Here is a 13,606-nt window from a genome sequence, read left to right on the forward strand (position 1 = left end):
CGTTAGCTAAACGTTATGTAATTAGAAAAATAATGCTTTATTTGGTTACGTTAATTTAACATTAAAATCATAACACTTTGATTTGCATATAGTGATGTATTTGAATTTTGTTTTATTTTAAAACAGGAAGTAATTTTAACGTAACGTTAAACTAGTAGTAATGACTGTAAACAAATAAGCGATTTTTATTAAATAAAAATCGCTTTAAATTATATTTTGAAATCCTTTTTTAGAAGGTTCTCGATTGGTTGAAGTTTTTTCTAATCAGTACTTGCAATAGTCGTCATTAAATCATCTAATGATATCGTACTCGCTGCAAGATTAAAAGTAATAGTTGTTGAAGTATTTGAAGTGACTTCAATTTTTATTTCTTGAGTTTCATAACCAGTAAAACTTCCCACTAAAGTATAAGTGCCCTCTTCTAAATTTCCGAATTTAAATAATCCGTTCTCATCCGACAAAACCTTAGACCCGGTTTCTTTAATTAGAATCCTACCATATAATAACGGCGCGTTGTTAGACTCTATATCTAACAATTGACCATTAATGGTACCTGATTCTTGTGCAAAGGTAGTTGCTGTTATTAAAAAGAGTATCGTATATATAAAACCTTTCATTTGCTATTTCTTTAATGAAATGCAAATTAAACGTATAAACATGACTAGAATGTTACTTAAAGTTTAAACATACATAATTAAAATGTTACCTTAATGTTAACAAATAAAGACTGTGATTGTGATTCTGACTTAATATTGTTTGTCACCCTTTTTTAATGCGTTTCATCGGAAATAAGTGAAGATTATGACTGAAAATATATTTGAAAACGAACATGTGTTTTCAAACAAATTCTTTGTTATCTTGCCTCAGTTTAAAATTTAACCATGATCTGGGAACAACTCCTCTCTTTAAAGCGCTACGGCGATACTAATAAAAGACTAAGAAAAGAACAAGACGAAACGCGACTAGGCTTCGAGGTAGATTATGATCGTATTATTTTTTCATCTGAATTTAGAAGTCTGCAAGATAAAACTCAAGTTATACCCTTATCAAAAACCGATTTTGTGCATACACGTTTAACGCACAGTTTAGAAGTTAGTGTAGTTGGGCGATCTTTGGGGCGACAAGTGGGGCAGAAGTTACTTAAAAAACACCCGCATTTACAGAGCATTCATGGTTATCAGGCTAATGATTTTGGCGCTATTGTAGCTACAGCAGCTTTAGCGCATGATATTGGGAATCCGCCATTTGGTCACTCAGGGGAAAAATCAATTGGAGAGTTTTTTAAGTCGGGAATAGGGAAACAATATCAATCTCAATTAACCGATAAAGAATATCAAGACCTATGTGATTTTGAGGGCAATGCGAACGGATTTAAAATTTTAACCCAAAGCAGAGCAGGACGAGAAGGCGGGCTTCGTTTAAGCTACGCCACACTTGGTGCTTTTACAAAATATCCAAAAGAGTCCCTGCCAAAGAAACCCACAAACCATATCGTTGATAAAAAATATGGGTTTTTCCAAAGTGAAAAAGAAGCCTTTCAAGATGTAGCAAATGAATTAGGCCTAAGTAAACGAAGTAATAAAGCTCTTAGTTACGACCGCCATCCATTAGCATATTTAGTAGAAGCAGCAGACGACATTTGCTACACTATTATCGATTTTGAAGACGGCATTAATCTTGGTCTTATTCAAGAAGAATATGCCCTAGAATTCCTTTCAAAAGTTATTCGCGATAATATTATTCCAGAGAATTATTACGCACTAAGCAATAAAGAAGACCGGGTAGGTTACCTCCGTGCCTTAGCAATTGGCGCTTTAATCAATGATGCTGTGAATATTTTCATGACTCATGAAGAAGCTATTTTAAATGGCACCTTTGATTGTGCATTACTAGATAAAAGTAAATTTGAAGCTCAAATAAACGATATTATTAAAATAAGTATCGAAAATATCTACCAGTCGGAAGAAGTGGTCGATAAGGAAATAGCAGGCTACCAAATTATCAATAAACTACTCAGCGTATACACCGCCGCAGTAAACCACAGTTTTAACGGCACTGCTTCAAACTATGATAAACTTATTCTTAAGCGTTTACCTGAAACTATCAATTTTAAAAGCGATACCTTATACGAACGTTTACTGGCAGTTTGCCATTACGTATCCTTGTTAAGCGATAGTAAAGCCATTCAGAATTTTAAGAAAATAGAAGGTGTTACTTTTTAAATATTGCAAGTGAAGCGTTGCAATTTGTAACTTGTTAGAGACTATAGTATAAATAAAGATTTAAAGAAGGTTATTGATAAATTGCTGTAGGCTAATTGGATCTATACCGATTATTTGCTGCAACTCATTAATGCTACCATGTTCTATAAATCCATCGGGAATTCCTAAAACTTTAATTGAGTTTTTATAATTATGTGTGGCAGAAAATTCTAAAATGGCAGAACCAAAACCACTTTTAATCACATTGTCTTCAATGGTTATAATGGTATCGTGAGTTTTAAAAATAGAATGTAATAATGTTTCATCCAAAGGTTTTACAAAACGCATATCGTAATGAGAAACCTCTAAGTTAGCAATAGCTTCAGTTACATTTTTGGCAATAGTACCAATACTCAAAACCGCTAGTTGTTTCCCTTTTTTTAATTGTGCGGCTTTGCCAATTTCTATTTTGGTAAAAGGCCGTTTCCAATTTAAAATAGCACCTCTTCCACGAGGATAACGAATTGCAATAGGTCCGTCTAAGCCTAATTGTGCGGTATACATGATATTTCGCAATTCCATTTCGTTTCGTGGCGCAAAAATAATTAGGTTAGGGATACAATTTAAATAAGAGATATCAAAAACGCCGTGGTGTGTTGCACCATCTTCACCTACTAAACCCGCACGGTCTAAACAAAAAATAACAGGCAGGTTTTGTAAGGCAACATCATGAATAATTTGATCAAAAGCCCGTTGTAAGAACGTGGAATAGATATTACAAAACGGTATCAACCCTTGGGTGGCCATACCTGCCGCTAAGGTTACGGCGTGTTGCTCGGCAATTCCAACATCAAAAGCCCGTTCAGGAATTTCATCCATCATGTATTTAAGAGAACTTCCTGTAGGCATTGCAGGGGTAATACCAATAATTTTTTCATTTTGTTTGGCAAGTTCTACTATAGTATGTCCAAAAACATCTTGGTATTTTGGAGGTAATTTAGAGGTCGATTTAGCAACAAGTTCTCCAGTAACCGAATTAAATTTTCCTGGAGCGTGATACTTCACTTGGTCGGCTTCAGCCTGTTTTAATCCTTTACCTTTAGTGGTGACAATATGCAATAATTTTGGACCCTTAAGAGTTTTTAAGCGCTCCAACTCAGAAATCATTTTGTTCAAATCATGCCCATCAATAGGGCCAGAATAATCAAAATTTAAAGCTTCAATTATATTGTTACGCTTTTGGGTGCCCTTTTTAACGTTGGTTAAATATTGTTTAAGCGCTCCAACACTTGGGTCAATACCAATAGCGTTGTCGTTTAAAATAACTAGAAGATTGGCATCAGTAACACCAGCATGATTCAGGCCTTCAAATGCCATTCCGCTAGCAATAGATGCATCGCCAATTACAGCAATATGATGCTTATTTTCTCCTTTTAATCTAGAGGCAATCGCCATACCTAAAGCTGCTGAAATAGAAGTAGATGAATGCCCCACGCCAAAAGTGTCAAATTCACTTTCACTACGTTTTGGAAAACCACTTATGCCGCCTAACTGTCTATTAGTATGAAAAACGTCTTTTCTTCCTGTTAATATTTTATGCCCATAAGCCTGATGGCCAACATCCCAAATTAATAGGTCTTCAGGCGTATTAAAAACATAATGTAATGCAATGGTAAGTTCTACAACACCAAGACTTGCACCTAAATGACCTTCTTTGGTAGCGACTATATTAATTATAAATTCACGTAATTCTTTTGCAAGATGAGGTAGGTCTTCAGAATTTAAAAGGCGAAGATCTTGAGGCAAGTTAATATTTTCTAATATACTTTTTTGCACAAGACAAAAGTACAAGAATGAAATTGTATTTTTGCTATCATGATAGAACCTTTTGATGATATCTACTTTATGAAAAGAGCGCTTCAAGAAGCTGAAGTGGCTTATGAAAAAGGTGAAATTCCTGTGGGGGCGGTTATTGTTATAGATGGTAAAGTTATAGCAAGAGGGCATAACTTGACTGAAACATTAAATGATGTGACAGCACATGCCGAAATGCAAGCTATTACTGCAGCAGCTAATTTTCTTGGTGGTAAATATTTAAAAGGATGTACACTTTATGTTACTTTGGAGCCATGTCAAATGTGTGCAGGCGCTTTATATTGGAGTCAAGTTTCTAAAATTGTTTATGGTGCTAGAGATTTAGAACGTGGTTGTATTAATTTAAAAACCAAGTTACATCCCAAAACAGAAATGTTAGGTGGTATTTTAGAAGAAGAAGGAGCGTCTTTGTTGAAACGTTTTTTTGCTGGAAAACGTAATTTGAATTAATTGTTGTAATTCTGCAATTTACATGTTACTATCATGCCATTGATACTGAAAAGTTTAATGTTTCTTTTCTTTTTGACTATCCCTCATTTTATCTAAATTCTCCTTGGTTAGCATGTAATCTTTTGGATCTTTTCCTTTCCAATGGTGGTATGAGAACAGAGGGAAAACAACTAAAAATAACCCAGTAACACCGAAGCCTATAAGCTTTTCTGAATAGGTGACGTCTAAGGTAAAACCTAAAATGATACTTGTGAATGCGGCAATAGTTAACGTAGTAATAAGGTATTTCATGTAAGATTTAAGATGACTATTTAGTGAAGTTTATGAGTTGTTGCCTGTATGCTGTGAGGAGTTTTGATTTTGAAATATATCCATAATATTTACCGCCTTTTACCACTGGTAAATTCCATGCGCCACTTGTTTTAAATCTATTCATGATATCGTTCATAGAATCATCATCATAATTTATAATGCCATGATCGGCATGCATTAGGCTAGAGGCTTTTACCTTGTCATAGAGGTCGGCATCAAACATCATATGCCGTATATCATCTAACCGAATTACTCCAAGAAATTCATGGTCGTCATTAACTACAGGGAAATGGTTTCTTGATGATTTGGCAACGGCCTTGGTAAGAATGTCTCCAAGTAACATTTCTGGTTTCAATATGATGAAATTAGTTTCTATAACCTTATCAATATCTAAAACCATAAGCACGTTTTGATCTTTATCGTGAGTCATTAACTCACCACGTTCAGCTAGTTTTAAGGTGTATATAGAATGCGAAATGTAATATTTAGTAACAGCAAATGATATGGCAGAAACAATCATTAGTGGTACAAATAATTCATATCCACCCGTTATTTCAGCAATTAAGAAAATAGCAGTAAGTGGTGCGTGTAATACACCTGCCATTAAACCTGTCATTCCTATTAGTGTAAAATTAGATTCTGAAACATGAAAATCAAGCCCCATGTTATTGATTATTTTTGCAAAAGCATTACCAATGGCGCTTCCCATAACTAAGGTTGGAATAAATACACCACCTACACCTCCTGCTCCAAAGGTAGTAGTCATCGCAATGGCTTTAAAAACGGCAATCCCTAATAGTAAACCAATAACGACCCAAATATTTGAAAGTTCCATGTTAAAAGGAGTGCTGCCAATAGCAGCTAAGTGATCTCCTTTTAAGAGGTTATTCATAATACCATAACCTTCACCGTAAAGAGGTGGGATAACATAAAGCATGGTACCAATGGCTAAGCCTCCAATAAGAAGTCGTTTCGCTCTACTTTCAAATTGTTTGAAAAAATTAGTAATGGCAAAAAATACTTTTGAAAAATATACTGATGCAAATGCAGTTACTAGACCAAGCAATGCGTAAAAAGCGATGTCGTTAACTTCAAATTTATCAGTCAATTCAAACCTTAATAATACATCTGTACCAGAAAAAAGATATGAGGTCACAACTGCCGAAACGGAGGCGAGTAGCAAGGGTACAAGTGAGGTAAATGCAATATCTAAACTAAATATTTCAACCGCAAAAATAATAGCAGCAATAGGGGCTTTAAACATAGACGCCATAGCACCTGCAGCAGCGCATCCTATTAAGAGCATTCTCGTTTTTACGTTCATATGAAACAATCGTGCAGCATTCGATCCTAAGGCTGAACCAACGCTTACAGCGGGACCTTGCAGTCCTACCGATCCACCAAAACCAGCAGTAAGTGGTGCTGTTATTAGTGCGGCATAGATATTATATCTTGGAATGATACCGTTTAGTTTGGAAATGGCGTATAGGGTGGATGAAATACCATGTCCAATATGTTTCTTTAACCAAGTTTGTTTAATAATATAAACAAGCAGTAGACCTATAATAGGAAGAATAAAGTATAGTGTGCTTTGATAGTCGTGAAAGATATATAAACTAAAAAAGTGCCTGATGTAATAGGTAAGGTTTTTGAGAACTACCGTGCCCATACCTGCTAAAAAACCAACTAAAATACTAAGTATATAAATAAACTGACGTTCAGAAATATGCTTGTATTTCCAGATTAGAAATTTACGTAATAGGCTTTTAGTAGTAAAAGGCATGTTTAAAATTAAGAAAATATCCCAAAATGGTGGGGTTTTATATCTACGATTTTAATTAAGTTTTAACCGTAGCTCTTTTTTATGTTTTTAATCATCAATATGGAACTGAATTATGGCTAAAACCTCTAAATTTAATTTCCGATTTACTCGATATTATTTAAAATAAACTATCTGCTTTATGCTTACGGTTAAATCTTTTACGTGTTTGCAGTACTAAGTAGTAGAAAAGAATCTTTTACGATTCTACTTTAGTTTTTTGTCAAAACGATATATATACATCCAACCTTTTGGTCCTGCATTCCACATTAATTTATGCCCCATTCCCCATGATACCCCTGCGTGAGGGTCTGTGTCTGATTTTTCTGTTCTGTACAAACCTGCCGCCTCAGGAAAACCAGTTACTTTACCTTTGATATTGAAATTGACCCCGTCATCAGAGTATTGTATGGATAGTGCTTCTGGTCCGTCTTGATGTTGAAGAATTGCAACACCATCGGCATAAGGCCAAACCATTACTTCATGCCCTGTGTTTGTTATTGGGTTGAATTCCGATTTAACATATGGTCCTGTTGGTGAATTAGCAATAGCAACACCCCATTTTACCTGTTTTCTCATTCCACATAAAGGGTTACACCATGTAACACAATCTTCAGTATCCATGCATCCACATTCGCCTTTGTAATACAAATAAAATTTATCATCATAAGAAATTATGCATGGGTCGTGAGCCGATTTATTATCAAAAACCAAGTTTTTAGTATACGTAGGGGTTAATACTGGAGTGTCAAGTTTAGTCCATGGCCCATTAGGTGTTTCTGCCCAGGCCATACCCACAGTGTTTCTTCCAAATACTCCTTCTTGGTCAGCTGCTGCTTGATAAACCAAGTAGTATTTGCCATTATCAACAAGTACTTCAGTCGTAAATACTGAGCGTGCATCATAACTACCTGCTTCTCCTCTTCCAACAGCTATTCCTTTTTCTTCCCAAGTAATGCCATCTGTAGAAGTTGCATAGTATAGATCATTAAAATCCCAAGGAGCTGTTTTAGTTTTGTCAAAAGTAAGGCTGTAAGAATACCATACGTAATATAAATCATCAACCTTAATTACAGCACTTGGGTCTCGTCTTGTATACTTTTTATCTGGTGCCAAATCTCCTTTTAGGGTTGTTATTTCAAAATCAATATTCCATTTTGGGTCATCTGGAATATTTACAGTATTGCACCCGTTTTTTAAGTAACCCTCTTCACGTAATGAGGCTAGACTTTTTTGCGATTTTCTGAGTGTAGTATGAATTTTTGTTGATGGTGTTTGTCCATTTATTTGTTCATATGTATAACCGTCTTTATGAAAAATGAATGTTTTAATCTTTTCTTCAGATGATGAATAAGTCCAGTGGCCTTCAGAATTAGTTTGAGTATATGTATCATCTTCTACAACATATATTTGGACATTAGATACAACCTTTCCTTGCTGATCTTTAACTTTTCCTGCAAAAGTCTGAGCAGTTAAAGTTTGAACCATAGCAAACATTATAAAAACGATTCGGATACTTTGTTTAATCATTTGAAGTTAGTTTAGTTATTCATTTTTTAAATTAAGTTTTAGACTTAATTCATTTAATTGTTCATTATCAATCGGAGCAGGAGCATCTATCATCACATCTCGTCCCGAATTGTTTTTAGGGAAGGCTATAAAATCTCTAATAGTTTCTTGTCCGCCTAAAATGGCAACTAGTCTATCCAGTCCAAAAGCTAAACCACCATGAGGAGGAGCGCCATATTGGAAAGCATCCATTAGGAAACCAAACTGTGCTTTTGCTTCTTCAGGGGTAAACCCTAAATAGTCAAACATTAAAGATTGTGTTTCTTTATCATGAATTCTTATAGAACCACCACCAATTTCATTACCATTTAATACTAAATCGTAAGCATTGGCTTTCACTGATCCTGGATCTGTTTTTAGTAATTCCAGTTGACCTGCCTTTGGAGATGTAAAAGGGTGGTGCATGGCGTGGTAACGTTCTGTGTCTTCATCCCATTCTAATAGAGGAAAATCTAGAACCCATAACGGTGCAAATTCATCAGGTTTACGTAAGCCTAAACGTTCTGCTAGTTCCATACGTAAAGCACTTAGTTGTGCACGTACTTTGTTTTTATCACCTGAAAGCACACAAACTAAATCTCCAGGTTTTGCTCCTGTAACTTCCGCCCATTTTGCCAAATCTTCTTGGTCGTAGAATTTATCTACTGAAGATTTATAAGTTCCGTCATCGTTGCAACGTGAATAAACCATGCCTAAAGCCCCAACTTGAGGACGTTTTATCCAAGAAATTAGTTTGTCAATTTCTTTTCGCGTATAACTATTACCTCCTGGAACAGCAATTCCAACAACTAATTCAGCATTGTTAAAAACATCAAAATCTTTGTGTTGTGCAACCTCATTAAGTTCTCCAAACTCCATTCCAAATCTAATATCTGGTTTGTCATTTCCGTATAAACGGATGGCATCGTTGTACTGAATTCTTGGAAATTTGTCGACTTCAACACCATTTACTTCTTTTAGTAAATGACGTGTTAAGCCTTCAAAAGCGTTTAGTATGTCTTCTTGCTCGATGAACGCCATTTCACAATCAATTTGAGTGAATTCTGGTTGTCTATCTGCACGTAAATCTTCGTCTCTAAAACATTTTACAATTTGGAAATATTTATCCATGCCTCCAACCATAAGCAATTGCTTAAAAGTTTGGGGTGATTGAGGTAGCGCATAAAACTGCCCTTCATTCATTCTTGATGGAACAACAAAATCACGAGCACCCTCTGGAGTAGATTTTATTAAATAAGGTGTTTCAACTTCAATAAAACCATCGTTAGACAGATAATTTCTCACTTCTTGAGTGACTTTATGTCTAAAAATAAGACTTTCTTTTACGGGATTACGGCGAATATCTAAATAGCGATATTTCATTCTTAAATCTTCACCACCGTCAGTTTTATCCTCAATAGTAAATGGAGGTAATTCCGCTTCGTTAAGAATATTTAATTCTGAAACTAAAATTTCAATATCTCCTGTTGGAATATTTGGATTTTTTGAAGCGCGTTCAATTACTTTACCTTTTACTTGAACAACAAATTCTCTGCCTAACTTTTGCGCTTGTTCAATTAATTCTTTAGAAGTACGTTCTTCATCAAAAACCAATTGCGTAATACCGTAACGGTCTCGCAAATCTACCCAAACAATAAAACCTTTATCTCTAGATTTTTGAACCCAACCGGCTAGAGTTGCCTCTGTATTAATATGTGCAGCTCTTAATTCGCCGCAATTATGACTCCTGTACATAGATGTAAAATTGAGGTGCAAATTTACATAAGTTAAATGATTATATAAATGAAAAAGCTTCAATAATTAAATTGAAGCTTTTTCGCTATTAATCGAGTTAGTCAAAAACAATTAATCAAAATAGGAATGTTTTTTATGAGGCTATTTTATCATCATAAACAGCTACACGATCTTTGTATAACCACATTTTAAATTTTGTTACCAAGTAAAATAAAATAGGCACAACTATTAGGGTTAAAAAGGTTGCTATAAAAAGTCCGTAAATAACAGTCCAAGCTAGTGGCCCCCAAAAAATCACATTATCACCACCCATGTAAATATGTGGGTTAAACTCACTGAACAATGTAAAAAAGTTAATGTTTAAACCTGTGGCCAATGGTATTAAACCTAAAATGGTTGTTATAGCCGTTAAAAGTACAGGACGTAAACGTGCTTTTCCTCCTTTTACAATAGCTTCTAGTAACTCATTGTTTTCTATATATTGGTCATCCTCTACATCATGTTCTACCTTCTTACGGTCTATAAGAAGCTGCGTGTAATCTAAAAGAACCACACCATTATTTACCACAATTCCGGCTAATGAAATGATACCCATCATAGTCATCATGATTACAAATGAACTACCTGTAGCAACAATACCACCAAATACACCAATTAAACTTAAAAAGATAGCTAACATAATGATTCCAGGTTTTGAAACTGAGTTGAATTGGAATATTAGGATAAAGAAAATTAAACCTAAACCAGTGAAAAAAGCACCCATTAAGAAGGCCATTTGTTTATTTTGTTCTTCTATTTGACCGGTATAATCAATCTTAACAGCGTCTGGTTTTTGAGTAAAACTTTGCATTTCATTTTGAATCTGTGAAACTATTGCTCCTGCATCTGTATACCCTGGAGCGAGTGCAGAATATAAAGTTACTACACGCTTTACATCTTTGTGCTTAATTGCGCTAAAACCAGAAGAGTTATTTTGCTTAGCTACAGCAGATACAGGGACTTCTTTAATTTGTCCACTGGCCATATCTCTAAACGTGATTTTCTGATTGAATATGGCGCTCGTATTGTATCTAGTTTCTTCATTAAATCGAACATAAATATCGTAATCTTCACCGTCTTCCTTATAGATGCCCGCTTTAGCTCCAAAAATGGCATTACGTAATTGCTGACCTACTTGACCTGATGTTACACCGAGTTCTCCAGCTTTTTTTCTGTCAACCTCTACTTGCATTGATGGTTTCGATTTGTTTACGTCAATTTTTAACTCATCAATACCTTGAATATTCTTTGAGTTGATAAAATCACGCATCAATTCGGCAGTAGCAATTAATTCGGAATAATTTTCACCTTCTAATTCAACATTTATAGGATATCCGGCAGGAGGACCAACAGCATCTTTTTCAACCGAAATAGCCACCCCAGGATACACATCTTTTAAATCTTCTTGAACTTTTTTGAGTAAAATATTACTGTCTGCACCATCTCTAAATTTATATTCTCGCATGGTCGCAGTAATTTTTCCACGATGTGGCATTTCTGCCGCTGAACCACCGTCTGTTTGTGGATTACCTGCACCTTCCCCAACTTGCGATACTGCACTTTCTGTTAAGAAATTAAAATCACCATGCATATAAGATTCTTCATTTATAATCTTATAAACGCGTTGCTCAATATCTTTAGTGATGGCATTTGTTTTTTTAATATCAGTCCCTTCAGGATATTCTATATAAACAATAATTTGATTAGGTGTGTTGTCTGGAAAAAACTCAACTTTAGTACGTTGACTTCCAACAGAAGCTCCAAACCCCATAAAAGCAACAAATAATAGAATTACCGTACCTATGGATATAACTTGAGGCATTTTTCCACTTAAGGCAAAGCGTAATGTTCTCTCATAAAAACGCTCCCATCTAGGTAGTATATTGTTTTGGAATCCGTTTGCCCATTTTCTTAAAAACAGTCTATACATCCATAATAAGCCAACCGTAACAATCATTAAAGTACCTAAGCCTCTGTAGCTACCACCTGCAACTAAAATAAGTAAACCAATACCACCAACAATAGCCGATATTTTTATAATTTGTTTTAAGGGCATATCCTTGTCTTCAGTTGTCATAAACTGAGAAACCATTACAGAATTAAAGAAAATGGCAACGAATAAGGATGATCCTAATACCACCGATAGTGTAATTGGAAAATATATCATGAACTGCCCCATAACCCCAGGCCATAACCCTAGAGGGATAAATGCTGCTACGGTTGTTGCTGTAGAGATAATAATAGGAAATGCAATTTCTCCAATACCTTTTTTGGCTGCTTCAACCCGGGTCATTCCTTCAGACATCAATCGGTACACATTTTCAACAACTACAATGCCGTTATCAACCAACATACCCAGACCCATAATAAGTCCGAATAAAATCATGGTATTCATGGTGTATCCTAGATAGTTTAATATCATGAGCGACATAAACATGGACATAGGAATTGCGAACCCAACAAACAGGGCGTTCTTAAACCCTAAGAAAAACATCAATACGGTTACTACTAGAATGATTCCGAAAATAATATTGTTAACCAAATCATCCACTTGACCAATAGTTTTTGATGACTGATCGTTAGCAACAGTTACTTCCAAATCTGGAGGGAATACGTTTTCAATAGCATTGTCTACAATAACCTGAATTTGTTCTGCGGCAGCCACCATGTTTTTTCCAGCACGTTTTTTAACATCCAACATAACAACAGGGTGTCCAAACTCCCTAGCGTAAGTTGTACGGTCTTCATCTTTAAAAGTTACTTTAGCAATATCTCTTAAATAAATGGGGTTATTACGTTCCGACTTAACTACAAAGTTCTCTAACTCTTTTGGGTCTTCAATTTCACCAAGTATTCTTATGGTTCGTCTTTGGCCACTGGTAATTAAGTTACCCGCAGACATGGTCATGTTCTCTCTACTAATGGTATTAATAACATCGTCAAAACTAACTTGTGCAGCCATCATCGTGTATATGTCGACTGCGACTTCAACTTCTTTTTCTTGAGCACCACGGATATCTACCTGCTTAATCTCTTGTAAGCTTTCTATTTCGTCTTCAAGGTATTCACCATATTCTTTGAGCTTATCTACGGGGTAATCTCCTGAAATATTAATGTTTAGGATAGGGATTTCCTCAGACATGCTTAAATCAAAAACATTAGGTTCTACCTTAGCCCCATTAAACGTGGGCCAGTCTTCACCAGAAGTTTCAGAATCTACTTCATCTTTTACCTTTTGTTTTGCAGCTTCAACCGAAATATTTTCGTCAAACTCTACAATTACAATAGAATAATCTTCTTGTGAGGTAGAGGTGATTTCAACCACATTACTCACAGTTTTTAATTTATCCTCAATAGGGTCAGTTATCAGTTTCTCAATATCTTCAGCGGTATTACCAGGGTAAACAGAACTGATGTAAATTTTGGTTTCTTTTATTTCAGGGAAGTTTTCTCTGGGCATACTAAAATATGCGCCAGCTCCAAGGAATAATATCAAAGCAATCAAAACATACATGGTTGTTTTGTTATTGATAGCCCAAGAGGATAAACCAAATTCCTTGTTTACTTTTTGCTTCTTTTTATCTTTAGTCATTGTTCGGGTAGTCTT

Annotated in this window: 9 protein-coding genes; 2 read left to right on the forward strand and 7 right to left on the reverse strand. The window is 35.2% G+C overall.

The window, feature by feature from the left end:
- Positions 1-260: 260 nt before the first annotated feature.
- Positions 261-617: a carboxypeptidase-like regulatory domain-containing protein gene (locus Q0857_RS04380; protein WP_298532565.1), complete on the reverse strand. Its 357-nt coding sequence runs from the start codon at positions 615-617 to the stop codon at positions 261-263.
- Positions 618-881: 264 nt separating this feature from the next.
- Between Q0857_RS04380 and dgt the strand changes: the two genes are divergently transcribed.
- The gene (gene dgt / locus Q0857_RS04385; RefSeq protein ID WP_298532567.1) at positions 882-2,222 is read left to right on the forward strand and encodes a dGTP triphosphohydrolase; all 1,341 of its coding nucleotides are present in this window, start codon (positions 882-884) and stop codon (positions 2,220-2,222) included.
- A gap of 60 nt (positions 2,223-2,282) precedes the next feature.
- On the opposite strand, the gene dxs is transcribed toward dgt, so the two are convergent.
- Positions 2,283-4,037 carry a 1-deoxy-D-xylulose-5-phosphate synthase gene (dxs, locus tag Q0857_RS04390; RefSeq protein WP_298532569.1) on the reverse strand — a complete coding sequence of 585 codons (1,755 nt, stop codon included), beginning with the start codon at positions 4,035-4,037 and terminating at the stop codon, positions 2,283-2,285.
- 39 nt (positions 4,038-4,076) lie between these two features.
- Here dxs and Q0857_RS04395 point away from each other — a divergent pair, with 39 nt between their 5' ends.
- Entirely contained in the window at positions 4,077-4,526 is a 450-nt protein-coding gene (locus tag Q0857_RS04395) for a nucleoside deaminase (RefSeq protein ID WP_298532571.1), read from the forward strand.
- Positions 4,527-4,580: 54 nt separating this feature from the next.
- Here the strand turns inward: Q0857_RS04395 and Q0857_RS04400 are convergent, their stop codons facing one another.
- The 5 genes from Q0857_RS04400 to Q0857_RS04420 all read right to left on the reverse strand — a co-directional run bounded on the left by Q0857_RS04400 (position 4,581) and on the right by Q0857_RS04420 (position 13,591).
- Entirely contained in the window at positions 4,581-4,817 is a 237-nt protein-coding gene (locus Q0857_RS04400) for a hypothetical protein (RefSeq protein WP_298532573.1), read from the reverse strand.
- A gap of 16 nt (positions 4,818-4,833) precedes the next feature.
- The gene (locus Q0857_RS04405) at positions 4,834-6,621 is read right to left on the reverse strand and encodes a chloride channel protein (RefSeq protein WP_298532574.1); all 1,788 of its coding nucleotides are present in this window, start codon (positions 6,619-6,621) and stop codon (positions 4,834-4,836) included.
- 243 nt (positions 6,622-6,864) lie between these two features.
- Positions 6,865-8,187: a family 43 glycosylhydrolase gene (locus Q0857_RS04410; protein ID WP_298532576.1), complete on the reverse strand. Its 1,323-nt coding sequence runs from the start codon at positions 8,185-8,187 to the stop codon at positions 6,865-6,867.
- 15 nt (positions 8,188-8,202) lie between these two features.
- Positions 8,203-9,960, reverse strand: coding sequence for an aspartate--tRNA ligase (aspS, locus tag Q0857_RS04415; RefSeq protein WP_298532578.1), 1,758 nt, complete (start codon positions 9,958-9,960; stop codon positions 8,203-8,205).
- A gap of 133 nt (positions 9,961-10,093) precedes the next feature.
- Positions 10,094-13,591 carry an efflux RND transporter permease subunit gene (locus Q0857_RS04420; RefSeq protein WP_298532580.1) on the reverse strand — a complete coding sequence of 1,166 codons (3,498 nt, stop codon included), beginning with the start codon at positions 13,589-13,591 and terminating at the stop codon, positions 10,094-10,096.
- Positions 13,592-13,606 lie beyond the last annotated feature (15 nt).

Origin of the sequence: uncultured Algibacter sp., from assembly GCF_947495925.1 — a bacterium.
Lineage (GTDB): Bacteria > Bacteroidota > Bacteroidia > Flavobacteriales > Flavobacteriaceae > Algibacter_E.